Annotated in this window: 25 protein-coding genes; 15 read left to right on the top strand and 10 right to left on the bottom strand. The window is 29.8% G+C overall.

The genetic code is table 11. The features are described from left to right. Window positions 1–873, bottom strand: coding sequence for a DUF6268 family outer membrane beta-barrel protein (locus BLU40_RS03040; protein ID WP_090119573.1), 873 nt, complete (start codon window positions 871–873; stop codon window positions 1–3). 236 nt (window positions 874–1,109) lie between these two features. Here BLU40_RS03040 and BLU40_RS03035 point away from each other — a divergent pair, with 236 nt between their 5' ends. Both BLU40_RS03035 and BLU40_RS03030 read left to right on the top strand, forming a co-directional pair. Next, window positions 1,110–2,438 carry a DUF4270 family protein gene (locus tag BLU40_RS03035; protein ID WP_090119571.1) on the top strand — a complete coding sequence of 443 codons (1,329 nt, stop codon included), beginning with the start codon at window positions 1,110–1,112 and terminating at the stop codon, window positions 2,436–2,438. A 1-nt stretch (window position 2,439) separates the two neighbouring features. After that, entirely contained in the window at window positions 2,440–3,681 is a 1,242-nt protein-coding gene (locus BLU40_RS03030) for a BamG family beta-barrel-assembly machinery protein (protein WP_090119569.1), read from the top strand. On the opposite strand, the gene BLU40_RS03025 is transcribed toward BLU40_RS03030, so the two are convergent. From BLU40_RS03025 to BLU40_RS03000, 6 genes are all read right to left on the bottom strand, one after another. Next, on the bottom strand, window positions 3,678–4,274 hold the full coding sequence (locus BLU40_RS03025) for a class I SAM-dependent methyltransferase (RefSeq protein WP_090119567.1): 597 nt from the start codon (window positions 4,272–4,274) through the stop codon (window positions 3,678–3,680). The two genes, BLU40_RS03030 and BLU40_RS03025, sit on opposite strands and share 4 nt — an antisense overlap. A gap of 20 nt (window positions 4,275–4,294) precedes the next feature. Beyond that, window positions 4,295–5,092 (bottom strand): TPM domain-containing protein, encoded by a 798-nt coding sequence (locus tag BLU40_RS03020; RefSeq protein WP_090119564.1) that lies wholly within the window; start codon window positions 5,090–5,092, stop codon window positions 4,295–4,297. Continuing rightward, on the bottom strand, window positions 5,093–5,530 hold the full coding sequence (locus tag BLU40_RS03015; protein WP_090119562.1) for a TPM domain-containing protein: 438 nt from the start codon (window positions 5,528–5,530) through the stop codon (window positions 5,093–5,095). It abuts the gene before it with no gap. 2 nt (window positions 5,531–5,532) lie between these two features. Next, entirely contained in the window at window positions 5,533–6,126 is a 594-nt protein-coding gene (locus tag BLU40_RS03010) for a LemA family protein (protein ID WP_090119560.1), read from the bottom strand. 63 nt (window positions 6,127–6,189) lie between these two features. Beyond that, the gene (locus tag BLU40_RS03005) at window positions 6,190–6,522 is read right to left on the bottom strand and encodes a MerR family transcriptional regulator (RefSeq protein WP_090119558.1); all 333 of its coding nucleotides are present in this window, start codon (window positions 6,520–6,522) and stop codon (window positions 6,190–6,192) included. Next, entirely contained in the window at window positions 6,522–7,493 is a 972-nt protein-coding gene (locus BLU40_RS03000) for a M23 family metallopeptidase (protein ID WP_090119556.1), read from the bottom strand. The genes BLU40_RS03005 and BLU40_RS03000 overlap by 1 nt, the downstream gene beginning before the upstream one ends. A gap of 132 nt (window positions 7,494–7,625) precedes the next feature. Here BLU40_RS03000 and alaS point away from each other — a divergent pair, with 132 nt between their 5' ends. The 3 genes from alaS to BLU40_RS02985 are packed head-to-tail and all read left to right on the top strand — an operon-like array spanning window position 7,626 to window position 11,570. Further along, window positions 7,626–10,238 carry an alanine--tRNA ligase gene (gene alaS / locus BLU40_RS02995; protein WP_090119554.1) on the top strand — a complete coding sequence of 871 codons (2,613 nt, stop codon included), beginning with the start codon at window positions 7,626–7,628 and terminating at the stop codon, window positions 10,236–10,238. Between the two features lie 4 nt (window positions 10,239–10,242). Beyond that, entirely contained in the window at window positions 10,243–10,629 is a 387-nt protein-coding gene (locus tag BLU40_RS02990) for a VOC family protein (protein WP_090119553.1), read from the top strand. Then, window positions 10,626–11,570 (top strand): GSCFA domain-containing protein, encoded by a 945-nt coding sequence (locus BLU40_RS02985; RefSeq protein WP_090119551.1) that lies wholly within the window; start codon window positions 10,626–10,628, stop codon window positions 11,568–11,570. The genes BLU40_RS02990 and BLU40_RS02985 overlap by 4 nt, the downstream gene beginning before the upstream one ends. A gap of 53 nt (window positions 11,571–11,623) precedes the next feature. Here the strand turns inward: BLU40_RS02985 and BLU40_RS02980 are convergent, their stop codons facing one another. Next, on the bottom strand, window positions 11,624–11,932 hold the full coding sequence (locus BLU40_RS02980) for a rhodanese-like domain-containing protein (RefSeq protein ID WP_090119549.1): 309 nt from the start codon (window positions 11,930–11,932) through the stop codon (window positions 11,624–11,626). A gap of 174 nt (window positions 11,933–12,106) precedes the next feature. Between BLU40_RS02980 and BLU40_RS02975 the strand changes: the two genes are divergently transcribed. After that, window positions 12,107–12,877 carry a M48 family metallopeptidase gene (locus tag BLU40_RS02975; RefSeq protein ID WP_090119547.1) on the top strand — a complete coding sequence of 257 codons (771 nt, stop codon included), beginning with the start codon at window positions 12,107–12,109 and terminating at the stop codon, window positions 12,875–12,877. A 50-nt stretch (window positions 12,878–12,927) separates the two neighbouring features. Here BLU40_RS02975 and BLU40_RS02970 read toward each other — a convergent pair whose 3' ends face one another. After that, window positions 12,928–13,338 (bottom strand): ankyrin repeat domain-containing protein, encoded by a 411-nt coding sequence (locus BLU40_RS02970; RefSeq protein ID WP_090119545.1) that lies wholly within the window; start codon window positions 13,336–13,338, stop codon window positions 12,928–12,930. 220 nt (window positions 13,339–13,558) lie between these two features. Between BLU40_RS02970 and gpmI the strand changes: the two genes are divergently transcribed. The 8 genes from gpmI to BLU40_RS02930 all read left to right on the top strand — a co-directional run bounded on the left by gpmI (window position 13,559) and on the right by BLU40_RS02930 (window position 23,641). Next, window positions 13,559–15,076 (top strand): 2,3-bisphosphoglycerate-independent phosphoglycerate mutase, encoded by a 1,518-nt coding sequence (gene gpmI, locus BLU40_RS02965; RefSeq protein ID WP_090119543.1) that lies wholly within the window; start codon window positions 13,559–13,561, stop codon window positions 15,074–15,076. 100 nt (window positions 15,077–15,176) lie between these two features. Further along, window positions 15,177–15,704 (top strand): TlpA family protein disulfide reductase, encoded by a 528-nt coding sequence (locus BLU40_RS02960; RefSeq protein ID WP_090119541.1) that lies wholly within the window; start codon window positions 15,177–15,179, stop codon window positions 15,702–15,704. Between the two features lie 155 nt (window positions 15,705–15,859). Further along, window positions 15,860–18,133: a T9SS type A sorting domain-containing protein gene (locus BLU40_RS02955; RefSeq protein WP_090119539.1), complete on the top strand. Its 2,274-nt coding sequence runs from the start codon at window positions 15,860–15,862 to the stop codon at window positions 18,131–18,133. 295 nt (window positions 18,134–18,428) lie between these two features. Beyond that, window positions 18,429–18,995, top strand: a complete 567-nt coding sequence (locus BLU40_RS02950) for a hypothetical protein (protein ID WP_090119537.1) — start codon at window positions 18,429–18,431, stop codon at window positions 18,993–18,995. Between the two features lie 106 nt (window positions 18,996–19,101). Beyond that, a complete protein-coding gene (locus BLU40_RS02945; RefSeq protein ID WP_090119535.1) occupies window positions 19,102–19,884 on the top strand; it encodes a hypothetical protein in 783 nt (260 codons plus the stop codon). Window positions 19,885–19,914: 30 nt separating this feature from the next. Beyond that, on the top strand, window positions 19,915–22,632 hold the full coding sequence (locus BLU40_RS02940; RefSeq protein ID WP_090119533.1) for a hypothetical protein: 2,718 nt from the start codon (window positions 19,915–19,917) through the stop codon (window positions 22,630–22,632). Continuing rightward, the gene (locus BLU40_RS02935) at window positions 22,629–23,171 is read left to right on the top strand and encodes a hypothetical protein (RefSeq protein WP_090119531.1); all 543 of its coding nucleotides are present in this window, start codon (window positions 22,629–22,631) and stop codon (window positions 23,169–23,171) included. The genes BLU40_RS02940 and BLU40_RS02935 overlap by 4 nt, the downstream gene beginning before the upstream one ends. Further along, window positions 23,171–23,641, top strand: coding sequence for a hypothetical protein (locus BLU40_RS02930; protein ID WP_090119529.1), 471 nt, complete (start codon window positions 23,171–23,173; stop codon window positions 23,639–23,641). The genes BLU40_RS02935 and BLU40_RS02930 overlap by 1 nt, the downstream gene beginning before the upstream one ends. Window positions 23,642–23,699: 58 nt before the next feature. On the opposite strand, the gene BLU40_RS02925 is transcribed toward BLU40_RS02930, so the two are convergent. Next, window positions 23,700–24,968, bottom strand: coding sequence for an acetyl-CoA hydrolase/transferase family protein (locus tag BLU40_RS02925; protein ID WP_090119527.1), 1,269 nt, complete (start codon window positions 24,966–24,968; stop codon window positions 23,700–23,702). Window positions 24,969–25,131: 163 nt separating this feature from the next. On the opposite strand from BLU40_RS02925, the gene map reads away from it, so the two are divergent. Beyond that, a complete protein-coding gene (gene map, locus BLU40_RS02920) occupies window positions 25,132–25,935 on the top strand; it encodes a type I methionyl aminopeptidase (protein ID WP_090119525.1) in 804 nt (267 codons plus the stop codon). Window positions 25,936–25,939: the final 4 nt, after the last annotated feature.

Raw genomic sequence — 25,939 nt, 5'->3', positions numbered from 1 at the left:
TTAATTCTTTCTTTTTTTATTGTTTATTAAATTAAAACTCAAGCCTACGCTTGCGTATATTCCATTAGATGTATTAAAATCATATAATTCTGTTCTATCGTTACTTTGAAGGCTATAATTAGAATACAATTGATAACCTCCGTTAAAATTTATACCCCAGTTATCGTCTATTTGATGTCCAAAACTTAAACCTGAAACAATAGACGTATATCTAGCTTTTTTGGCCAAACCATTTTCAAATTGAATATTGTTAGATAGGTTGGCAATAAATCCTTTCGGCTTTACAAATAAACTTACCTTATTTCTTTTGTTAAACTTATATTCAGCCTTTGTAACTGGCATACCCAATACATAAGAAAAACGCTCATTAACTTGTTTTGAGTAACTAATTACTGGCAATGGAACTGCTAAACCGAATCCAGAATTTATTACTAAACCTAAATTCAATTTACTATTACTGCTTGTTTTTGTAAAAATTACACCTCCATTAAAATTAAAATCATCTAAAGTTAGGCTTGCTTCAAAATTTGAAGCTATTTGAGGCGAAAAATTCACCATATAACTCCATTTTTCATTTATTCTATTCATATAACCTATACTATATGATACCGCCTTAAACTCTTCCAACTCATCTGTATTTAAAAGTTGATAATCTTCATAATCTAATTTTAAACTTGAAAATGAAAGGCTGTTTATAAGCACTCCTGTCTTCAACTTAACTGGAATATTTAATTTAGCTTCTACCATTTTTAATGATACAGCATCCGAACTTGCCGGTAAACCTCCAATTTCTATATTAAAAAGGTTTCTATCTTGCCCTACTACGTTTACAACACTAAAAAGTAGTAAAATCATTAAAATCTTATTTGTCATATTCCATTCTTAATTTCGAAACAAAACTATAATGTTAAATTCAATGGAGAATAACATAATAGACAAACTATAGCTTTTTATCTACCAAATAGCCAAATCCATCAACAAACAATTAAACGTGCTGATTTACTGCTATTTAACTTTTAATTAACACCTTCATCTATACTTTTTAATCCTTTATCTATTTTGTAACCTAAATACACACCTCATCAAATACTTTTGCTCAAAAAAGTAGAATGAAACAATATTTTATAGTAATATTTATAGGCTTAATAAGTTTATTTTCCTGTTCTGATGATTCTAAGTTATATGAGGTTGGTGTAGATTTTTTAGAAACAGATCAACATCTATTTCAAACAGATACCATAACTTTAGAAGCTTCAACAATAATTGCAGACTCATTAATAACATCAGACTCTGGTAGATTATTAATAGGAAAGCTGCAAAATGAAACATTTGGAAATTTAACTTCTCAAAGTTATTTAAAATACACACCTTCAACATTTACTATTGATACGGATGCTGTGTTCGATTCCGTAGCCTTAGTAATGCACTACGACAGGTATTATTATGGAGATACTACTCTAGTTCAAACTTACAAAATACACGAAGTAATTGAAAAATTTGAACCGAATGATGAAGATGATGATTTGTATTTTTACAATACTTCATTTCTAGACTTTGATAGCGAAATTTTGGGTGAAGCCTCTTTTACCCCATATCCAAATAAAAAGGATTCAATTTCAATAACATTAAAAAATGAGTTTGGTAAATCTCTTTTTGATAAAATAAAAAATAACGAAATTGAAACCACATCTGACCTTGAGAAAGAATTTAGAGGAATTACTATTGTACCAGAAAACGAAACAAATACAATTTTAGGCTTTAAATATTCTACAGGTAGTACTTATAATTATTCTGCCATTCGTTTTTTTTACTCTATTGACGATGATGACGATGAAGATAATGACTACATATTAGACTTTACATTAACAGGTACAAATACTACCTTTAACAGTATAACTAGCGATAAATCGACCACTCAAATAAGCTCTTTAACTGATAGTGAAGATATACTTTCAAGTTCCAATACTTCAAACAAAGTGTATTTACAATCGGGTACAGGAGTTGCAATGCGAGTAGATATTCCTAACTTAAAATCGTTAAACGATTTAGAAAATGATGGAACTGCGCTTAGTGCCGTTCTAAAAATGTATCCAGATAAAAATAGTTATAACGAAATTAACTTAATTGATTCTTTAGCTGTTTACGTGGTTGATAAAAAAAACAGAAAAATACAACAACTTACAAGTTATAGTGGTAATAGTGTTTATGCCCAACTTATTAGTACAGATAATGAGTTTGATAATAACATTTACTACACTGCAGACGTAAGTTATTTTACAGAAGAAATACTTACAAGTTCTTACAACTTAGATTATTCTCTAATGCTAGAATTTCCAGAAAATACTAAAAGTATTAATCAATTATTAATTCACGATTCTGAAAGTCCAGAAGATTCTAACCTTAAAATGAAGCTAATTCTAACTTATTTAACATTCTAATATGAAACCTCAACTAGTTATATTATTTATATTCGGTATTTCATTTTCAGTATTAGCGCAAAGCGATTTTGATTCGCCATATTCAATTTTTGGAATTGGTAAAGAAAACTCAACGCTATTTGGAAATTCAAATGCTATGGGAAATACGGGAATAGCATATAGTTCTTCTCGCCTATTAAACAACTTAAACCCTGCTTCTTTAACAGCCCTAACACCTGGTTTATTTTTATATGAAGTTGGAGTGAGTAATACTTTTTCTACCAAAGAAGATTACCAAACAACACAAAGTAACAACGATTTTAACTTTACAAACATTGGTATTGGTTTTGCCGTTTCTAAAAAATGGAAAATGAGTTTTAGCTTAATACCAACAACAAAAGTTAGCTACGAAATAGATTTAGAACAACCTATTGAAGGTAGCCAAGCAGACTATTATACTAACATTATTGGTTCTGGAGGTATAAGTGAAATTTCTTGGGGACACGGTTATCAATTAACAAAAAACTTTTCTGTGGGTTTACAATTAATGGCTTATTTTGGTTCCATAGATCAAGAACAAATAATTACCTATGGTTCTTCTGAAGTTTTACTTGAAGAAAGCAACCATTACAATGGTGTAGGTTTAAAAACAGGATTTCAATATACTTTAAATAACCTACTAGGTAGTAAAACTACTTTTGGAGCAACAGTAAGTTTACCTTCAACCTTAAAAGGAAGTCAAGATGTTGAAGGTACAAAATCATTCAGTACGTCTTCTGTATCTGTTTTATCTGAAACGGACGAATCTATAGACGATTATGAATTACCTTTAAAAATTGGTGTTGGTATTTCATCTCAAATAAAAAACGTAACTGTAAATGTAGATTATAGAAAAAGTTTTTGGAGCGACAGCTACCAATCTAACTCATCATATACTTACAGCGATCAAAACACTTTTGGTGTTGGTTTAGAATACAAACCATCTACAGACAATTTTAAATATTGGAATACTGTGGCTTATAGATTTGGTGCAAATTACGATTCTGGATATTTAACTGTTTCAGACACAAAAATTGACAGCTATGGAGTATCGGCTGGGCTTGGTTTACCATTCTCAAAAAACAGCTCTTCTATGTTAAACCTAACGTATTCTTACGGAAAAGAAGGTACTTTAGATAATAATTTAATTGTTGATAATATTCACAAGCTATCGTTAAACCTAAGTTTAAACGGACGTTGGTTTCAAAAAAAGAAGATATTCTAACTTATTTTTTCGCCAATAAACCTAATTACAGTTCCTAAACCTTGATGGTATTTTCCTTCAGAAAGTTTCACTTCCTTCTCTACTAATGAAATTATTTTAAAATTAGAAAAATGTTGCTGAATCATTTCTTTAGTAAACAACATATCTCGGTTTTTAGGACCTCCGTGCCCTGTATGATTTTTACTGTAACCTTCTAGAATAACAATGCCTTTTGGCTTAATTAAATCAGCAATTTTTTGATGATATTCTTTTAAAATATCAGTTGGAAAATGAGCAAAAATTAACGCAGTAGCATTAAACTTTGTATCAATTAAATTCAAGTTGAATAGTTCTCCTACTTCATAATTAATTGATACCTTTTCATTTTTCGCAAGTTTTAAGGCTTTCTTTTTCCCTTCTTCACTTATATCAAAGGCATAAACATCTAACCCTTTTTTAGCTGCATAAATAGCATTTCTACCTTCACCTTCTGCAGGAAATAAAATTGAACCTTCTACAGCATAAGAATCTAAAGCACTTTTAAAAAACTGATTAGGTTCAGTTCCATATGCGTATTCTTGTTCACTATAACGTGAATCCCAAAATTCTTTCATTAAATTTGTTGTTGTATAAATTACCAGCTTCCACTAGCTCCACCGCCACCAAAACTTCCGCCTCCGCCAAATCCGCCAAATCCACCAGAGCTTCCACCACCAAATCCGCCGCTACCAAAACCTCCGCCACTACTTCTTCCAGCTCCACTTAAAATTATGGTTTCTAAAATATCGGTTGCTGTGTTTCTTCTAAAGCCTCTTCCTCCGCTCCCTCCATTCCCTCTGTTTTTTCGAGAAAAAATAATAATTAATATAAATATGATAATTACAATTAGTATAAAAGGAAAGCCTGATTCATTTTCTTTAGTGTTATTCTTTTTATAAGTACCATTTAAAACTTCAAAAATAGCATCCGTTCCTTTATCTAACCCTCCAAAATAATCTCCATTCTTAAACTCAGGAATAATTTCATTTTCAATAATTCTTCTACTTAGCGCGTCAGTTAATTTATGCTCGATACCATAGCCTGTTTCAATAGCTATTTTTCTATCTCCTTCAGCCAGCAAAATAATAATTCCATTATCTAAGCCTTTTTGACCTATTCCCCATTTATAACCCAATTGTGCCGCATAGTATTTTATTTCTTCTCCTCTCGTATCTTTAACTATCATTAAAAAAACTTCAGTAGAAGTCGAGTCAGAATACACTTCAAGTTTATGCTCTAATCCTGCTTTTTGACTAGCTGAAAGTAACCCAACACTATCAACAACGGCTGGTATGAATTTTGGTTTTTTAGGTATAAAATCTTGTCCAAAACTTACTTGAACACTTAAAATTAACGAAACGATTACTGTAATAAATTTGATGTTATTTTTCATTTATCCTTTTGAGATTTCGTCAGACAATTCGTTTTTATCATTTGATAGGTATGGGAAAAAATCTTTCAATTTTTCTCCTACTTCTTTTATCGCTAACTGTAAACCTAATGAAGCTTGTCCATTTACAAAATGAGATAAAACAAGCTCTTTTTCACTATCCCAAAAATTTTCTGGCACTAAAGAGTTTATACCTTCATCACCAATAATTGCAAACTTTTTACTTTCAACAGCTACATAAAACAAAACGCCATTTCGTTGTTCTGTTTTTTCCATTTCAAGTAAATAGAAAACCTCCAATGCTCTATCCATTGGAGGTTTGCTAGTTGTTTTTTCTATATGCACACGTATTTCGCCTGATGTGTTTTTTTCAGCAACTTTAATTGCTTTTATTATATCTTGCTCTTGTGCTTGAGTTAAAAAATCTTCAACTTTTGACATTTCTAAAATTCTACTTTTGGAGCAACATCACTACCTGGAGCTGACTCAAAGCGTGGCATCTCTTTAAAATTCCCTATAAATCCATTCAAAAAATTATTTGGGAATTTTTTAATGTGTTTAGAAAATTTATTAACTGTTTCATTAAATTTATTTCTTTCTACATTAATTCTATTCTCTGTACCTTCTAATTGACTTTGCAACTCTAAAAAGTTTTGATTTGCTTTTAAGTCTGGATACCTTTCAACCGTAACTAATAATCTAGACAATGCTCCACTTAAACCTTCCTGTGCTTTTTGAAAAGCTGCCATTTTTTCTGGAGTAATATTTGTTGGGTCTATTGTTGTTTTTGTAGCTTCAGAACGCGCTTTAATAACACCTTCTAAAGTTTCTTTTTCGTGAGCTGCATACCCTTTTACTGTTGAAACTAAATTAGGAATTAAATCTGCTCTACGCTGGTAAGCACTTTCTACATTAGACCAAGCTGTTTTACTATCTTGTTCTAAATCTACAGCTGTATTATAAAATCCAACTGCCATTTTATAGATTGCAAATGCAACTACAACAATTATACCTACAGGAATTAACCACTTTTTCATTTTATTCTATTTTTAAATTTATATTCTATTATTTGACACTAAAAATAGTATTTCGTTACTGTTTTACGAAATTTCTTTTTTAATTTTAATTAGTTCAGCTTTAATTCGCTCTAATCTTGTAATCATATCGTGATTACTTTTTGTAGTTTTAAATCCTTCTTTCATCTTAGTTTTAGCACCTTCAAGCGTAAAACCTTTCTCTTTAACTAAATGGTAAATTAGCTGTAAGTTTTTTACATCTTCTTGTGTAAAAAGTCTATTCCCTTTTTTATTTTTTTTAGGCTTTAAAATATCAAACTCTTTTTCCCAAAAGCGTATATGCGAAGTATTAACACCAAAAGCTTTGGCCACTTCACCTATTTTATAATATCTTTTTTCCGGTAAGTCTATATACATTAGTCTAGCGATTGTCCTTCAATTTCAGCAGCTTTTTGCATTGCCTCAAACTCTTTAGGAGATAAATTTCCGTAATAAAAATTAATTGGATTTATTTTAGTTCCTTTTTTAATAATTTCATAATGTAAATGCGGTGCTTGAGAACGCCCTGTGCTACCAACAAAACCAATTAAATCTCCACGTTTTACTTTTTGCCCTTTACGAACATTGTATTTACTCATATGCGCGTATAATGATACATAACCAAACCCGTGATCTATACGAACATGTTTTCCGTAACCCGATGAATTTTGATCGGCTCTAATAATTTTACCATCTCCTGAAGCATAAATTGGTGTTCCAGTTGGAGCTGTAAAATCCATACCCCAATGTTTCTTTCTTGCTTTTGTAAATGGATCTGTACGCCAACCATAACCAGACGCCATACGTGTTAAATCTTCTTTTTTAACTGGTTGAATTGCTGGTATAGCAGCCAATAATTTCTCTTTATTCTCCGCCAATTTCACAATTTCATCTAAAGATTTTGATTGCACATATAATTGCTTAGACAAAATATCCATATTCTTAGTAACATCTGCAATCATTTCCGAATTATCGAAACCTTCCAAAGCTTTATATCTATTTACACCGCCAAATCCTGCTTTTCGTTGTTCTTCAGGTATTGGATTTACTTCAAAATACAACCTGTAAATATTATTATCTCTCTCTTGAATATCGTGCAAAACAGTTTCTAACTGCTTTATTTTTTTATTATGAAGTTGCTCATTTAGTTTTACAAATTCTAATTCTCGTTTTAACTCCTTTTCTTTAGGCGACTCAAACACAGGTGTTAACACCACAAAACCTAGAAACATAAAAATTACTGCAGCCAAAACCGACAACAAAACTCTTCTTATTTTTTGTCCCTTTTTAGTTTTTATCTTTTGGTAAGATAAGGTTTCAGAATCGTAATAATATTTTACCTTCGCCATTGTTTAAAATTATATTATTTTTGCATTTTTAAACGCAACAGTATTTAGTTATATTGCGGCGCATAATTAACAAAATTACAAAATGTTTTACAATACCAGTAAAACAGTCATTATTTAGCATATAATTAACGTATGAAATCACAAGAAATCCGTCAACAGTTTTTAGATTTTTTCGAATCAAAAAAACACGCAATTGTACCATCTGCACCAATGGTTTTAAAAAACGATCCAACATTGATGTTTACAAATGCCGGAATGGTTCCGTTTAAGGAATATTTTTTAGGTCAAAAAAAGGCAACTAATGCACGTGTAGCCGATTCTCAAAAATGTTTACGTGTTTCTGGAAAACATAACGATTTAGAGGAAGTAGGTAAAGATACTTACCACCACACTATGTTCGAAATGCTTGGTAACTGGAGTTTTGGAGATTACTTTAAAAAAGAAGCAATTTCTTGGGCTTGGGAATTTTTAGTTGATGTTTTAAAAATTGACAAAGATTGTTTGTATGTATCGGTTTTTGAAGGAGCAAAAGAAGATGGATTAGGTTTTGACCAAGAAGCATTTGACTTTTGGAAAGAATTAATTGATGAAGACCGAATTATTAACGGTAATAAAAAAGATAACTTTTGGGAAATGGGTGCGCAAGGACCTTGTGGACCTTGTTCTGAAATTCACGTAGATATTCGTTCTGCTGAAGAAAAAGCTAAGATTTCTGGTAAAAGCCTGGTAAATATGGACCACCCACAAGTTGTGGAAATTTGGAATTTAGTATTTATGGAGTATAACCGTAAAGCTGATGGTTCTTTAGAAAAACTACCTTCTAAACACGTAGATACTGGTATGGGATTTGAGCGTTTATGTATGGTAATGCAAAACGTACAATCTAACTACGATACAGATTGTTTTACACCACTAATTAGAGAGGTTGAAGCAATTACTGAAAATGATTATGGTAAAAATGAAGAAGTTGATATTGCCATTCGAGTAATATCAGACCACGTTCGTGCGGTTGCTTTTGCAATTGCAGATGGTCAATTACCATCAAACAATGGTGCTGGTTATGTAATTCGTAGAATTTTAAGACGTGCTATTCGTTACGGATTTACGTTCTTAAACAAAAAAGAACCTTTTATTTATAAATTAGTTACCACTTTAAGCAAACAAATGGGAGCTAATTTCCCAGAAATTAAAGCTCAAAAACAACTAGTTACAAATGTAATTAAAGAAGAAGAAAATTCATTTTTAAGAACACTTGAACAAGGTTTAATACTATTAGATGGTATTATAAAAAACACAAAAGGAACAGAAGTTTCTGGTAAAAAAGCATTCGAATTATTTGATACTTATGGTTTTCCAATAGATTTAACAGCTTTAATTCTTTCAGAAAAAAATATGACTTTAAATGAGTCTGATTTTAATGTAGAATTAGAAAAACAAAAAAATAGATCTAGAGCTGCTGCTGTTGTAGAAACTGATGACTGGGTTGTTTTACAAGAAGATACTGAAGAAGAATTTATTGGGTACGACACCTTAGCTACTAAAGTAAAAATTACTCGTTACCGTAAAGTTTCTTCAAAAAAAGATGGAGAATTATATCAATTGGTATTTAATATGACACCTTTTTATGCTGAAGGTGGTGGTCAAGTTGGAGATAAAGGATATATTGAAGTAGACAATGGAAACGTAATTTATATTGTAGACACTAAAAAGGAAAACAATCTAATAATTCATTTTGCCAAAAGTTTACCAAAAAACCCAACACAAACTTTTAATGCTGTTGTAGATGAAAAGCAACGTTTTAGAACAAATTGCAATCATACTGCAACTCATTTATTACACCAAGCATTACGCGAAATTTTAGGAACTCATGTTGAACAAAAAGGATCTGCAGTTCATTCTAAAAATTTACGTTTCGATTTTTCTCATTTTTCTAAATTAACAGTTGATGAGTTACGTGCCGTTGAAGATTTTGTAAATGCACGTATAGAAAGTAAAATTCCGCTAGAAGAATTTAGAAACATACCAATGCAAACAGCACAAGATAAAGGTGCAATGGCTTTATTTGGCGAAAAATATGGTGATACTGTAAGAGCAATTCAATTTGGAAACTCTGTTGAATTATGTGGTGGTACTCACGTTGAAAACACCAGCGACATTTGGCATTTTAAAATTGTAAGCGAAAGCGCAATTGCTTCAGGAATTAGACGTATTGAAGCTATTACTGGAGATGCTACTAAAGATTTCTATTTTGAAAACAATAGAGCATTTTTTGAAATAAAAGATTTATTAAAAAACCCTAAAAACCCACAAAAAGCAATTGCTGATTTACAGAATGAAAATACAGCACTTAAAAAACAAATTGAAGGTTTATTAAAGGATAAAGCTAAAAACTTAAAAAGCGAATTAATTAATGAAGTTGAAGAAATTAATGGCGTAAACTTTTTAGCTAAAAAACTAGATTTAGACGCTGGTAGTTTAAAAGACTTAGCTTTTGAAATTGGAACTCAAGTAGAAAACTTGTTCCTGATTGCAGGAACAGAAAACAACGGAAAAGCAGGATTAACCTGTTATATTTCTAAAAATTTAGTTGAAGAAAAAAGTTTAAATGCTGGTCAAATTGTTAGAGAACTTGGTAAACTAATTCAAGGTGGCGGAGGAGGCCAACCTAATTTTGCAACGGCTGGAGGTAAAAACCCTGCTGGTATTGAGGAAGCTCTAGAAAAAGCTAAAGAGTATATTTCATAGTTAAATGAAAATAGATCATATTGCTATTTGGGTTAATGATTTAGAAAAAATTAAAGAATTTTATTTACAGTTTTTTGATGTAACTTCTAATAAAAAATATTACAACCCAAAAAAAGAATTTAGCTCCTATTTTTTATCTTTTGAAAATGGTGCACGAATTGAGTTAATGCACTCACCAAAAGTTAGTGAGGTAATTAAAAACAATTCAGATAGTTTTGGGTATGCTCATATAGCAATTTCAACAGGAAGTATTGAAAAGGTAAATGAATTAACTGAAATTATTAGAAAAAATGGTTACCAAATTATTGGAGAACCACGCACTACAGGAGATGGTTATTATGAAAGTGTTATTTTAGACCCTGAAGGAAACTTAATTGAAATTACTGAATGAATTTTAGAACCAACATAAAACTTAACAAAGAACATAATCAAATTGATTATAATTCTAAACTGTTATTAATTGGCTCTTGTTTTTCAGAAAACATCTATAAAAAATTGGATTACTACAAGTTTCAAACTTTTAGTAATCCTTTTGGTATATTATTTAATCCTATTGCTATTGAAAACTTAATAACCAATGCAATTAATGAGAGAGTATATTCAGAAAAGGATGTATTTAATTTAAATGAACGTTGGCATTGTTTTTATGCACACTCCGATTTAAGCGCAACTTCTGAAGAAGAAATACTTAAAAATTTAAATACAGCAATAACTTCAACAAAAAAACAACTTGCAACTACTACTCACCTAGTAATTACATTAGGTACAGCAAGAGTTTATAGACATATTGAAAGTGACTCTATAGTTGGAAATTGCCATAAAGTGCCTCAAAAAAAGTTTTTACAAGAATTACTTACTGTTGAAGAAATTATCGCTTCTCTAGAAAACATTATTACTTTAGTACAAGCCGAAAACCCTTCAATAAAAATAATTTTTACGGTAAGTCCTGTTCGTCATTTAAAGGATGGTTTTGTTGAAAATACTGTTAGTAAAGCTCATTTAATTTCTGCAATTAATAAAGTTACAGATAAAAGAAATAGCACCTTTTACTTTCCTTCTTATGAAATTATGCTAGATGATTTACGTGATTATCGATTTTATAATGAAGATATGGTTCACCCAAATGAATTGGCTATAAATTATATTTGGGAACAGTTTAAGAATGTTTGGGTTAATGAAAATACAACTTCAATTATGAATGAAGTTGAAACAATTCAAAAAGGATTGGCACACAAACCATTTAACACAAGCTCGAAACAGCATCAATTGTTTTTAGAAAAACTTGAGCAGAAAATTGATAATTTAAAAAACCAGCATCAAATTATATTCTAATAAAAAAGGGAGAAGTTAAAACTTCTCCCTTTTTTATATTTTTTATAACACTGTTATTCATTTACAAACTTAGCAACATTTTGCCAAGGTCCGCCATTAATAACATCTATACCATTTTGTTTTAAAAACGAAGTTGCTTGTCCACTACGAGCACCACTTCTACAAACAGCAATTACCTTTTTGTTCATTGCTTTAATTTCAGCAATTTTACCAGGTATTGTATTTAACACAATATTTTTAGACCCATTTACATTTCCACTATTAAATTCATCTACAGTTCTAACATCAATTACAACTGCTCCATCTTTTAAATATTCTTCAATAGGCTCGGCACTTCCACCAAATAATCCAAAAAAACTCATTTCTAATACTTTTTAATTTTGAGGCAAATATATAAGATAAAATACTAATATTGGTAACACGTGTTACTATTTATGATTTTCTTAAGTATTAAAGTTAGCTTGCCTGTATTTAAAATAGATTTTTAAAAGTCAAATATTTTTCTATATTTACAACACTTACATAATTAAAAAAAAATGAGAAGAGGAAATTCAAAAGTAAAATTACTTATTGGTGTTGGTATTGTTTTGTTTACGCTATTTAAATATTATTCTAATAGTGAAGTGAACGAATTTACTGGTAAAAAACAACATATTTCAATGACAACGGATGAAGAAGTTGCTATTGGCTTACAAAGTGCTCCGCAAATGGCACAACAACACGGCGGTTTGTACCCAGATCAAAACTATCAAAAAATGGTTGATAGAGTTGGCCAAAAACTGGTAGATAATAGTGTTGCTAGACAAACAAATTATAGATATGATTTTCACTTATTACGTGATCCAAACACTATAAATGCATTTGCACTACCTGGAGGACAAATATTTATTACCTATGCGTTGTTTTCAAAATTAAAAAATGAAGATCAATTAGCTGGTGTTTTAGGTCACGAAATTGGTCACGTGGTTGGGAGACATTCTGCAGAACGTATGGCTAAACAAGGTTTAACACAAGGTATTTTAAGTGGTGTAGCAGTTGGCTTTGACCCAAGCACAGCGCAAGGTGCAGCTGCTATTGCTAACGTTATTAATATGAGTTATGGTCGTGATGATGAATTAGAAAGCGATGAATTAGGTGTAAAATTTATGATAGATGCAGGATACAATCCGGCTGAATTAATTGGAGTAATGCAAATATTAAAAGCTGCTGCCGGACCAAATCGAACTCCAGAAAGAATGAGCACACATCCTGACCCTGAAAATAGGATTGAAAAAATTAAAGAAGCAATTAAAAAATATGGCAAATAAAAAAAGAGGCGTTCAAAACGCCTCTTTTTTATTACACAATGTTGAAAAGATTATTTTTTTCTTTTCTTAGATTTTTTGTTTTTTGAAATTGCTTCAGAAATTACTTTATAGCTATCTTTAGCATTTGACAATTCTGCATATTTCAAAGCAGTTATACCTCTTTGAGACTTTAATTTTAATTTCGCGCCATTTTCAATTAGTAAAGCTGCAATTTTAGCTTTATTATGTCTAGCTGCAAACATTAAAGGAGTTAAACCATTAGATTTTCTGTTTACATCTTCACCTTCTTTAATTAAAGATTTTACGGTTTCAAAGTCTCCCATTTGAATTAATTTACAAAATGCATTTACACTAGTAGAGTAAACTGTTTTTGTTGGTAATAAAGTTTCATTTACATTGCTTTTTGCAGATACTAATACAACTGATAATAGTAATACGATAGATAAGATAGATTTTTTCATTTTTTAATAGTTTTAAGTTAAGTGTTATATACTAAAAGACTACCAAACAAAATTCTTGTTACATAAAACCATACTCATTAACAATACTTTAACCTTTTTAACATTTTATTTTATCGCAATCGTTTTAGTAAATTTTAGTCTAATTAAAGTCTAATTATAAAGCACTTAACACCATATCTTTGTATATTTGATACTTCAAATTAATTAATGTAATTACCAAATGAATAAGAAAGTAATTTTAATGATTTTAGATGGCTGGGGAATAACTCAAGAGCCAGAAGTTTCTGCTATTTTTAATGCAAAAACATCATATATAGACAGTTTATATACTAAATATGCTAACGCAAGTTTAAGAACTGATGGAGAACATGTTGGTTTACCTGTTGGTCAAATGGGTAACAGTGAAGTTGGACATATGAATTTAGGTGCTGGTAGAATTGTATACCAAAACTTAGTTAGAATAAATATGGCTGTTGAAGAAAAAACTTTAGGAAAAGAAAAAGTTCTTTTAGATGCAATTTCTTATGCTAAAGAAAACAATAAAAACATACATTTATTAGGTTTAGTTTCTAATGGTGGTATTCACTCACATATAGATCATTTAAAAGGTTTATTAGATGTTGCTGCTGAAAACAATGCAGAAAACGTTTATTTACACGCTTTTTCTGATGGAAGAGACTGCGACCCTAAATCTGGAGCTTACTTTATTAACGATATTCAAGAGCATATGGCTAAAACAACTGGAGAATTAGCTTCAGTAACTGGTCGTTACTATGCAATGGATAGAGATAAGCGTTGGGAACGTGTTAAAACATCATACGATGCTATGGTTAACGCAACTGGTGAATTATCTACAAACGCTGTTGAAAGTATTGAAAAAAGCTATGCTAATGATATTACTGATGAGTTTATTAAGCCAATTATTATGGCTGATGCAAACGGAGCACCAAAAGCAAAAATTAGTGAAGATGATGTAGTAATTTTCTTTAACTACAGAACAGATAGAGGTCGTGAGCTTACAGAAGTACTTACACAACAAGATTACCCAGAGTTTGGTATGAAAACATTGCCTTTACACTATGTTACAATTACTAATTATGATGAAACATACAAAGGAATTAATGTAATTTATAATACAGATAACCTTGTAGATACTTTAGGTGAAGTTTTAGAAAATGCAAATAAAAAACAAATTAGAATTGCAGAAACTGAAAAATATCCTCACGTAACATTTTTCTTCTCTGGAGGGCAAGAAGCAGAATTTAAAGGTGAAAAAAGATTATTATGCCCATCTCCAAAGGTGGCAACATACGATTTAAAACCAGAAATGAGTGCTTATGAAATTCGTGATGCTATTAACCCTGAATTAGAAAAAGGTGATGTAGATTTTGTATGTTTAAACTTTGCCAATGGAGATATGGTTGGACATACAGGTGTTATGGAAGCTGCAATTAAAGCTTGTGAAGCTGTAGATGAATGTGTAAAAGATGTTATTACAACTGCATCAGATAACGATTACACAACAATTGTAATTGCAGATCACGGTAACTGTGAAACAATGAAAAACCCTGATGGAAGTCCTAACACAGCTCACACAACAAACCCAGTACCTTTTATTGTAGTAGACAAAGATATTACAAAAGTAGAAGACGGTGTTTTAGGTGATATTGCTCCAACAATTTTAAAATTAATGGGAATAGAACAACCAGAAGCAATGACTAGACATTCATTAATCTAGTTGTAGATATAAATAAAAACTATATTTTAAAAATGAGAATATACTAGTGTATATTCTCATTTTTTTTGGTTACATTTCAATAAATAAAAATAATCACTTTATGAAAAATTTACTTTTATTAAGTCTGCTAACTTTATTAATTAGCTGTAAAATTCAGAAAAAAACAACTAAAGCTACAACTAATAATGATGGAGATTTAATTGGAATTGCCATAAAAAGTAATTTTTTAGTTGAACCACATAAAGACTGGTTCGATTTTAGTTATAATGATTATACGCCAAACAAAGAAATTATTAAACAACTAAAACCCTTAATAAATTCAGTAAAAATTAAAACTTTTATGGGTACTTGGTGCGGAGATAGCCAAGAACAAATACCTGTATTTTACAAAGTACTAGAAGCTACAGAATTTAATTTCAATAATTTAGAAATGGTTACTGTTAACCGCAAAAAAAAGGCTCCAAAAAGCTTACAAAAAGGTTTCAACATAATTAGAGTACCTACCATTATTATATTTAAAAATAATGAAGAAATTGGTAGGCTTGTTGAATACCCTAGAGAAACTATTGAAGCTGATTTATTAAAAATTATAAGTGGCAAACCTTATAAACATTCTTACGAAGAGTAATATTTTTAAATACTTATAAAATTATCTATTTTTGCCCTGCTAATTGTTATTGAAAAATATAATACTCAAAAGATAGATTATCCCTCACTGTTCTCCTAAGGTTATTTTTTTTATGCAATAGCATTAAATATTAATGTATTAATACAAACAATTTTATGAAAAAAATTACCCTTATAATTTGTTTAGTCCTAACAAATTATGTGGCTTTAAGCCAAACAATTACAGAATACTCTTCTGGATTTACTTCTTTAGAAGGTATTGCAATAAACCTTAACAATGAGATTTATGTTTCTGAACATGACTCTGGAAAAATTTACCATTTACTTTCTAACGGAACCAAAGTTGAAATTGCAACTGCCGGAGGATATGCAAATGATATGGTTTTTGATGCCAATAATAATTTATATATAGCAGAGCCTTTTTTAAATAAGATTTCTGTTATTAATACTAACACTTTAATTAAAAGCGATTATATATCTACCTTTCCTAACGGAAACTCGCCTTACGGATTAGCAATTTATAATGACTTATTATATTTTTCTTCGGAAACATCAGGAAAAGTAATTCAAATTAATGCTAATTTAACTACAACTGATTATACTACAGGTTTATTTACTCCTGAAGGTATTGCTTTTGACTCAAATGGAAATTTATATGTAGCAGATAGGAATGATAGAAAATTATTTAAAATAACACCTACTGGAACCAAAACAACTGTTGCTAGTAATATTACAAATATTAGAGGTGTAGCGGTTTCTCCAACAGATGAAGTTTATTTTACTTCGTATAATTCGTTTCCTGTTGAAAACAAAATTATGAAATACAATCCAACAACTGAAGCTATATCAGATTTTGTAATAACATCTTTAGATGAACCTAGATTAATTGAAATAGATAATTTAGGTAATATGTACGTTACCAATATTGGTAATGGTACTGTAACAAAAATTTATGATGATGCTTTACTTCCAGCAGCGAGTCCTAATGATATTGTGAATATTCCTGATACAATATTTAAAGATTATTTACTTAACTATGGTTTAATAAATGTAAACGGAGACGATGAAATACAAGTTTCTGAAGCAAACTCTTTTAACGGAGAAATATATATACCAAATAATAACATATCCGATTTAACAGGTATTGAATATTTTACAGAAATTTACAGTTTGGTATGTAACAGTAATAATTTAATTAGTTTAGACGTATCAAAAAACACAAAACTAATTAAACTTAGTTGTTCTTATAATAACATAACCAGTTTAGATGTTTCAACTAACACATTACTTAACGAACTATATTGTGATTCTAATAGCATTAGTGCTTTAGATATTTCAGCTAACACGCTACTTAATAAACTCTATTGTTCTTTTAATGACATTACAAGTTTAGATGTTTCAGCTAATACGTCACTTACTAATCTGAATTGTGGATATAACAATATTACTAGTCTAGATGTCTTGACAAATACGCAACTTACTAACCTAAGTTGCAATGGTAATGATATTACCAATTTAAATGTTTCTGCAAATACATTACTTACTTACCTTAATTGCGGAGCTAATGATATTAGTAGTTTAGATATCTCAGCAAACACTCTACTTACTAATCTGAGTTGTGGTTCTAATAATATTACTAGTTTAAATGTTTCTGCGAATACATTACTTACTCAACTTACTATAGACCAAAATGATATTTCCAGTATAGATCTTTCAACTAATACAGCTCTTATAAATTTAAACACTAGTCATAACCCTTTAACAACTTTAGATGTTACTAAAAATGTTTCTCTGCAATATCTTTCCTGTGCTAATAATGGGCTATCTACATTAGATATATCTAAAAACATTAACTTATTAAGCCTAGCATGTATTATTAATGAACTTACAACAATAGATCTATCAGCTAACGAATCTTTAAAAAAATTAGATATCGATCGTAATAAACTGCAATCTCTTGATTTAACCAAAAATGTATTATTAGAAATACTTGACTGTAGTCAAAACGAACCTTTAACTACTATAGATCTTAGAAACGGAAATAACACCTTAATTACCGATGCTAATTTCTCTAGTTCTAGCACTCCTAATTTAAATTGTATTTACGTAGATGATTCTACTTACAGTACTAATAATTGGACTAACAAAGACGCTGCAAATACATTTATTGAAACTGAAGCTGAATGTGGAACGCTGGGAACCAGCAATTTTGAAACTGCTCAAATAGGTATTTACCCTAATCCAGCTTCAGAAATATTGAATATTAATACTCCAATTAAAAAAGTTACTATTTACAATACTCAAGGCCAAATTGTTTTAATAAGCGAAATGAAAAATGTAAACATTCAAAACCTACCAAGCGGATTGTACTTTATAAAAATAATAGGAATTAACGATAATTTATCTACCTCTCAATTTATTAAACAGTAAAAATTAAAAATCATAATAAAAGAGCCGTTTATCAACATGATAAAACGGCTCTTTTATTTTCTTGTAAAAAATAATTTTTAAATAGCACTAATTCTTTATTCAATTTCATCGATACAGCAATTGATACTTTTTCCTTAATCGGTAATCATTTGCTATTCATCGACACTTAACTGTATCTCGCCTATAGTTATCCTCCACTCGTCTACTTCATCGTTATTTCGAGCAAACAAAGAGGTATATTTGATATACAATCGTTTTTTATTAAACAATTGTATAAACCCCAAAAAAAAGACATATGAAACCCCTACACTTACTAATAGCTGTATTGTTATTTAGTATAACAAATTCAGTATCCCAAACTGAGACAGACTCCCACACTTTAACAATTAATTTAAATACTGTTGCTCATTTAGAAATTAATTCAACAAACTCAAATGCCATTTCATTAAAAGGAACTGCACCTAATGATGCTGGTGAAAAAGTAGAACTTAATCAAAGTAATAATGATCTTTGGTTAAATTATTCTTCTATTGCCAAAAATAACTCAGCTAGAAATGTTACTGTACAGGTTATAGATGGTGAAGTACCTGAAGGAATTAACCTAATGGTTTCTGCAAACAAATATTTAGGAGATGGCGAAGGACATATTGGAAAAGTTGTAGAACAACCAATAATTTTAAATGATAAAAAAGCAACTAATATAATTGAAGGAATTGGAAGTGCTTACACTGGTAACGGAGCAAAAAAGGGACATAACCTTACTTATAAAATTGCTCAAAGTGATGAGGCAAATTCTTATGCTTTTTTAGATTTTGATGATTCCACAACGCTTACTATTGTTTACACATTATCTGACAATTAAAATTAAAAAACATAAAAAAAGGTCCTTCAAATGAAGGACCTTTTTAAGTTTATACTTATCTTTATATAATCAAACTACTTAAGTTTGTATTAAAAATACCCTACATATGAAAAACCTTCTATTAATAATTACCCTATTATTATTTCAACAAACATTTTCCAATGTAATTATCCTTAACGGATTAACTCATACACACAAAACTAAGTCTGGAGATGTAGTTACTGGAATAATTAAACTCAAAAACACCAAAGAATCTGAACAAAGAGTTATTATTTATTTTAATGACTTATTTCAAAATTGTGGAGAAGAAACTGTTTTAACAAACAAAACTACCCACAATAAATCTATTGAAAAATGGGTTTCAACAGAAATTAACGAATATGTACTTCAAGGAAAAGAAGAATATGAATTAATATACACACTAAAAATACCTAGCGACTCTTCCTTATTAGGATCTTACTGGGGTGTATTAATGATTGAAGTTGAAGAACCTATTAAAGAAGATTCTTTAGATTACAGCGTAAAATTACAATCTAAAATTAGATACGGAATTCAACTAATTGCTGATGTTAATGATAAAACAAGTTCGGAGCTTGAATTTTTCGATATAAAAATTGATAAAGATGAAAACAATGTTCCTGTTTCTATAGCTGTTGAAGCACAAAACTTAGGTGCTTTTTATGTTGAACCAACAATAGTTTTAGAAGTTTTTAATGAAGAAGGTGAACAAAAAGGCAAACAAGAAGTAAAATTCAAAAAAATATACCCAAAAAGCTGCAAAGTATTTACGCTAGATATATCCACCTTACCAAAAGGAAATTATACAGGTGTAATTGTTGCCGATTATGGCGAAGATATGTACGCCATAGACATTGAATTCGAAAAATAATTATTTATTACAAATAGTCTAATAAACTGAGTGAATTTATTATCATATAAAATAACACCTTTACTATTTGTTCTTTTTTTTGCTGTTAATATTTGTTTACCTCAATCATCAACCATTACCATAAATTCAAAAACTAAATTAAAAAAAATAAAACCTGGTAAACATTACACTATATTATTTGAAGTTCTAAACCCCTCAAATAAACCTATTAAATTGAATTTTGTTTATAATTTACCAAATCAATTTAAACCAATTTTAGCATCAAAAACAAAGACAATAGCTGCTTCAGGAAAAAAAAATATTATATTTTCTTTTTCTGTAGATAAATATTGCAAAGCTGAAAATTTTAACATTGAAATTATTGCAAATATTGAAGAAAAACCTGTTGCTAATTTCAAAATAAATTTAGAGGTTGATAAAATTTTTAACCTAGATATTACACCTTTAGAATCTCCCAAATACCTTAGATTTGAAAAAGATTTTACTTGTAAATATACCGTTACTAACAAAGGTAATAGTGCTGAAAACATTCAATTAGAATCATCACGAAGTATAAGCGTTAAACCTACCCATATTACACTTAGCCCTGATTCTTCTGCTGTTGTAACAGTTGTACAAGCAGTGCCATTTACTCCTTTTAGCAAAACGTTAGCTTTAAATGTTTTAAGCGCACAAGTAGCGTCTTCAGGAATAAAATTTTCTAATAGAACACCAATTACAGTTTACCCAAACAGCACAAAAAAACCAGATTTATATCATAGATACCCTATTTCAATAGCTACAGTATTTAATTATTTAAACGGTGATGAAACTATTAATGCTTTTAAATATAATGTAAGCGGCTCAGGTTTTTTAGATAGAAAGCACAACCATTATTTAAATTTCTCATATTCTGGCCCTAATCAACCAAAGCTCGTTAGATTTGGTGAGTATGACCAGTACAACATACTTTATAAATCTAAAAAATTAGAAGTTAACGCTGGTGACGTTTCTTATACATTATCAAATATTTCTGAAGCATCTAGAAATGGTAGAGGCTCAATTATAACTTACAATTTTGCAAAATCAAACGCTTCTGTTTTTTTCCTTGAGCCTCGATTTACAGATAGAATATCCGGAATATTTGGTGGTGATATTCAATGGAGTTTATCCGAAAAATCGCTTATTAAATTTGGGCTAATTAATAGAACTATTCTAGAAAATGACATATCACTAAAATCTCAAATTTACAGTTTGTCTTCTACGTATGCTGCTAAATACTTTAAAGTAACTGGTGAAGTTGCTTTTGAAAACAACGATTTAACAAATGGGTTTGGACTCTCTTTCGACTCTTTTTATAATAAACGAAAACTACAATGGGTAAACTCAATACAATATTCTGATAAAGACTTTAAAGGCTATTTAAGAAATAGTAAATCCTTTACAACACTTATTAATTACCAACTATTAAATAAAATAAACTTACACTCTAGCGGTATTTATAGGTCTATAAATCCTGAGAGAGATGAAATAAACTACAACTCGTCACCAATAATAGAAAATTATAAAGTTGGAATAAATTATAAACTAAATAGAACTAACGGATTAAAACTTGGTGCCAGCTATAGAAAAAAAGAAGATAGGTTAGAACCAAAAAAATTTCATTTTAAAGAAAATTTAATTAGTATATTTTATTCAAAACTGAAAATGAACAATTACAGTTTACAACTTTCAAACAGTTATGGAACTACTCAAAATTTACTTATTGAAAATGCAGATGAAACTACGGCTTTTTATAGTACAGCAGATATATCTTATTCAATTTTTAAAAATTTAAACATTAGCCTTTCCGCTAACTACGAATATACTAGTAGAAACTCTACAACAAACAATATACAAAGCTCTATTTACTATGGAGGAAACATTCAATACCAACTAAAAAACAAACTAAATTTAAGCTTATTTTACAGAAATGATTATGCAATAGATGAGTTAGAAGCAGATGCTCAAAGCTTTTTAGAAGCGCAAATTCAATATAATTATAATAATAACCATCGCTTTAGTTTTTCAGCTTCACAAGCTAGTTTACCTTCTCAAACTAGCACTAAAAACAAAGAACTCTTTTTAAGTGCGTCGTATAATTTAATTATTAACACTCCTCTTTCTAAAGATAAAACTAAAGGAAGTTTAAAGGGAAAAATAATATCTAAAGACAATGAGAACCTAGAAGGAATTCTTATTTCTTTAGAAAGTAAAGCCGCAGTTACAAATAAAAAAGGGGAATTTATTTTTTATAACCTGGTTCCTAATCAATATTCATTAACTGTTGCACAATCAAGTTTACCAAAAAATAAAATAATTGTAGAGCGTACACCATTAAAAATTAACATAGCTCCAAATAAAGAATCCTATATAGAATTGAATGTTGGCAAAACAGGTAGCTTAAATGGTGTAATTAATTTAAAAGAAATTAAATCAACTAGATCTTCTAAATTTGAAAAAAAGCTACCTAGAGTTGTTGTAAAAATTTCAAATAAAGACACTAAGTTTTTAACACAAACCAATGCTAAAGGGCAATTTACATTTAATAAATTAGTACCTGGTGAATGGAGAGTTGAGTTAATTATTAAATCTTTAGCCAAAGATTTTACATTTACAAAACCTATAAAAAATATTATTATTAAACCAGATGAAACTACTAATGTAGAATTTAATGCCGCTACAAAAAACAGAAGACTTAAAAAGAGTAAAAAAACTTTTAAACTATGATAAAAAAAATTATATATATAATTGTTTTAAATTCATTTTTAGGCTATAGCCAAAAAAATGTTGAAAGTAAAAACGCATCTTTCAAATTGAAAGAAATTGCATTGCTAAGTATTGAGCCAAACAATTCTACAGTTATGTTAAATTTAGGTAGCCCAGATTTTTCTGGAGACAAAGTAAAAACTACTTCTGTTAATAATGAAAAATGGATAAACTTTACTTCAGCTATATCTAACAGCTCTTCAAAAAGAAACTTACTGGTTAAAATAGAGGATGGAAATATACCTAATGGAATAGAGTTAAAATTAAAAACAGACAATTATACTGGCAACGGCAAAGGGCAATTAGGTGTAAAAACTAATATTGTTTCATTAAATAAAAGTTCCCAAACTATAATATCTGATATTGGAGGTGCTTACACTGGATCAGGAACAAATAACGGATATAAAATTACATATCTACTAGATATTTATGACTATAAGCTATTAAACAGAAACAACAGTCAAGTATTAACAATTAGTTTAACCTTAACAGATTTCTAATGAAAAACATAATTTACGTATTGCTAATATTAATTTCAACGTCTGTTTTTTCTCAAAAGATAAAAGTTTCTGGAAATTGGAATAAAACTCTAAGTGTAACCGATATTTCTATTGCAGGAAACGATTATGCTCCTTATTATGAAAGTAAAACAAACCAAACTAGACTTACGGTTTCACCTATTCCAAATAGTTGGTATAACAGAAAATATACACGCTTTAAAGTATTTGTGCATAAAGCAGATTTTAACTGGCATTCTAATTTAAACTTAGAAGTAAAGATAACTTCAAATACTCACGGAAATTCTACAGGAAAACAATATCAAGAAGTTACCAATTACTCAAATTTATTTTTTGAAACTATCGGTAAACAAAGTAATATTAAATTACAATATAAAATTTCTGGATTAAGCGTAACAATACCTGCAGAAACATATTCTACAGAAATTATTTATACTGTAATTAGCTTATAAAAAATGGCCTCTAAAAAAATTAGAAACCATTTTATTTATTTTAAAAACTAAACACAAATTAATGTGTTGCTTCATAATATGCCTTATCTATTTCTTCTCTATGGTCTGGATGCGCAATTTTTACAAGTTCTTGAACCCTTTGTTTAATTGTTTTTCCATACATATTTGCAACTCCATATTCTGTAACTATGTATTGAACATGTGCTCGAGTTGTAACAACTCCAGCTCCTTTATAAAGCGAAGGTACAATTCTACTCACTCCTTTATTTGTTAAAGAAGGCATTGCAATTATTGCTTTTCCACCTTCACTTAAACTAGCACCTCTAATAAAATCCATTTGACCACCAACACCACTATACATTCTATTTCCAATAGAATCTGCACAAACTTGGCCTGTTAAATCAACTTGAATAGCTGAGTTTATTGCAACCATTTTTGGATTTTGACGAATATTAGCAACATCATTTACATAATCGCAAGATCTAGCTTCTACAAACGGATTGTCATCCACATAATCATACAAACGTTGCGATCCAGCTAAAAACGTAGTTAACGCTCTACCACGCCCTAAGCCTTTATAATTACCATTAATTACATTTTTTAAAATTAAATCTATAACCCCATCCGAAAACATTTCGGTATGCAAACCTAAATCTTTATGGTTTCCTAAACGAGATAATACAGCGTTAGGAATAGTTCCAATTCCCATTTGCAGCGTACTTCTGTCTTCTATTAATTCAGCAATATAATCACCTATTGTATTTTCAATATCAGTTGGTGCCGGAATAATAAACTCATGAATTGGATTATTTACTTCAACAAAAGTATCTAATTCAGATATATGAATAATTCCTTCTCCATGCACACGTGGCATATATGAATTTATTTGTGCAATTACATGTTTTGCATTATCAATAGCTGCTAAAGTTGCTTCAACAGAAACACCTAAAGAACAATACCCATGCTTATCTGGTGTAGAAACTTGAATTAAAGCAACATCTACCGGCAACACATTTCTTTTAAATAAATTTGGTACTTCACTTAAAAAAACCGGAGTGTATGACCCATTTCCTGCTTTAATAGTGTGTCGTACATTTTTTCCAATAAAAAAAGAATTTACATGAAAACTATCTCTATATTTTGGGTCTGCATAAGGAGTTTCTCCTTCAATATGCAAATGGCAAACTTCAACATTTCTAAGTTCTTCGTGTCTCGCAGACATCGCATTTATTAATTCTTGCGGAGCAGCTGCGGCAGCTTGTATATACACTCTATCGTCAGATTTTATAATTTTTACGGCCTCTTCAGCAGTTACAGCTTTATACATAATATATATTTGAAAGTTAAAAACTAAATTTAATCACAATTTAGCAATAAAACACTGTTTAAAGTTATATTTTTTAAACTTATTGCAATACTATCATAATCTAATGTACTTGCATTTTATTTCTTTTTTTGATTTACCTTTGCACAATTAATAAACTATTTTAATGATTGTAATAAAAACTCGTGAGGAAATTGAATTAATGCGTGAAAGTGCATTAATTGTGTCTAAAACTTTAGGAATGTTAGCTAAAGAAGTTAAACCTGGTATAACCACTTTACATTTAGATAAACTTGCTGAAGAATTTATAAGAGCTGAAGGTGCTGTACCTGGATTTTTAGGTTTGTATGATTTTCCTAACACGCTTTGTATGAGTCCTAATGCACAAGTAGTACATGGTATTCCAAACGATAAACCTTTAGTTGAAGGTGATATAATCTCAATTGATTGTGGCGCTTTAAAAAATGGTTTCTACGGCGACCACGCTTATACTTTTGAAGTAGGTGAAGTAGCTCCAGAAACTAAAAAATTATTACAAGTAACCAAAGAAAGTTTATACGAAGGTATTAGAGAATTTAAAGCTGGTAACAGAGTTGGAGATGTTGGTTTTGCAATTCAAAACTACTGCGAAAAACACGGCTATGGAATTGTTCGAGAATTAGTTGGCCACGGTTTAGGTAGAACTATGCACGAAGACCCTGAAATGCCAAACTACGGAAGAAGAGGTAGAGGAAAAAAATTTACTGAAGGTATGGTTGTAGCTATTGAACCAATGGTAAATTTAGGTACACATAGAATTAATCAACTTAAAGATGGTTGGACAATTTTAACTAAAGATAACAAGCCAAGTGCTCATTTCGAACACGATGTTGCTATAGTAAACGGTAAACCAGAATTACTTTCAACTTTTAAATACGTAAACGAAGCTTTAGGTATTAAAACAAATGAAGAAGACGAGTTTAGACAATAATTTT

The sequence above is a fragment of the Lutibacter oricola genome (genome assembly GCF_900106565.1).
GTDB lineage: Bacteria > Bacteroidota > Bacteroidia > Flavobacteriales > Flavobacteriaceae > Lutibacter > Lutibacter oricola.
This window is presented reverse-complemented; position numbering and strand designations above follow the sequence as displayed.

Excerpts from the sequence above, each read along its gene's own strand:
- BLU40_RS03005 (WP_090119558.1), bottom strand. The coding sequence starts at position 6,522 with ATGTATATAGACTTACCGGAAAAAAGATATTATAAAATAGGTGAAGTG.
- BLU40_RS03040 (WP_090119573.1), bottom strand. The coding sequence starts at position 873 with ATGACAAATAAGATTTTAATGATTTTACTACTTTTTAGTGTTGTAAAC.
- alaS (WP_090119554.1), top strand. The coding sequence starts at position 7,626 with ATGAAATCACAAGAAATCCGTCAACAGTTTTTAGATTTTTTCGAATCA.
- BLU40_RS03015 (WP_090119562.1), bottom strand. The coding sequence starts at position 5,530 with ATGTCAAAAGTTGAAGATTTTTTAACTCAAGCACAAGAGCAAGATATA.
- BLU40_RS02970 (WP_090119545.1), bottom strand. The coding sequence starts at position 13,338 with ATGAAAAAATCTATCTTATCTATCGTATTACTATTATCAGTTGTATTA.
- BLU40_RS03035 (WP_090119571.1), top strand. The coding sequence starts at position 1,110 with ATGAAACAATATTTTATAGTAATATTTATAGGCTTAATAAGTTTATTT.
- BLU40_RS02945 (WP_090119535.1), top strand. The coding sequence starts at position 19,102 with ATGAAAAACCTTCTATTAATAATTACCCTATTATTATTTCAACAAACA.
- BLU40_RS02990 (WP_090119553.1), top strand. The coding sequence starts at position 10,243 with ATGAAAATAGATCATATTGCTATTTGGGTTAATGATTTAGAAAAAATT.
- BLU40_RS02985 (WP_090119551.1), top strand. The coding sequence starts at position 10,626 with ATGAATTTTAGAACCAACATAAAACTTAACAAAGAACATAATCAAATT.
- gpmI (WP_090119543.1), top strand. The coding sequence starts at position 13,559 with ATGAATAAGAAAGTAATTTTAATGATTTTAGATGGCTGGGGAATAACT.
- BLU40_RS02925 (WP_090119527.1), bottom strand. The coding sequence starts at position 24,968 with ATGTATAAAGCTGTAACTGCTGAAGAGGCCGTAAAAATTATAAAATCT.
- BLU40_RS03030 (WP_090119569.1), top strand. The coding sequence starts at position 2,440 with ATGAAACCTCAACTAGTTATATTATTTATATTCGGTATTTCATTTTCA.
- map (WP_090119525.1), top strand. The coding sequence starts at position 25,132 with ATGATTGTAATAAAAACTCGTGAGGAAATTGAATTAATGCGTGAAAGT.
- BLU40_RS02980 (WP_090119549.1), bottom strand. The coding sequence starts at position 11,932 with ATGAGTTTTTTTGGATTATTTGGTGGAAGTGCCGAGCCTATTGAAGAA.
- BLU40_RS02960 (WP_090119541.1), top strand. The coding sequence starts at position 15,177 with ATGAAAAATTTACTTTTATTAAGTCTGCTAACTTTATTAATTAGCTGT.
- BLU40_RS02975 (WP_090119547.1), top strand. The coding sequence starts at position 12,107 with ATGAGAAGAGGAAATTCAAAAGTAAAATTACTTATTGGTGTTGGTATT.
- BLU40_RS03025 (WP_090119567.1), bottom strand. The coding sequence starts at position 4,274 with ATGAAAGAATTTTGGGATTCACGTTATAGTGAACAAGAATACGCATAT.
- BLU40_RS02955 (WP_090119539.1), top strand. The coding sequence starts at position 15,860 with ATGAAAAAAATTACCCTTATAATTTGTTTAGTCCTAACAAATTATGTG.
- BLU40_RS02930 (WP_090119529.1), top strand. The coding sequence starts at position 23,171 with ATGAAAAACATAATTTACGTATTGCTAATATTAATTTCAACGTCTGTT.
- BLU40_RS03020 (WP_090119564.1), bottom strand. The coding sequence starts at position 5,092 with ATGAAAAATAACATCAAATTTATTACAGTAATCGTTTCGTTAATTTTA.
- BLU40_RS02950 (WP_090119537.1), top strand. The coding sequence starts at position 18,429 with ATGAAACCCCTACACTTACTAATAGCTGTATTGTTATTTAGTATAACA.
- BLU40_RS03000 (WP_090119556.1), bottom strand. The coding sequence starts at position 7,493 with ATGGCGAAGGTAAAATATTATTACGATTCTGAAACCTTATCTTACCAA.
- BLU40_RS02935 (WP_090119531.1), top strand. The coding sequence starts at position 22,629 with ATGATAAAAAAAATTATATATATAATTGTTTTAAATTCATTTTTAGGC.
- BLU40_RS03010 (WP_090119560.1), bottom strand. The coding sequence starts at position 6,126 with ATGAAAAAGTGGTTAATTCCTGTAGGTATAATTGTTGTAGTTGCATTT.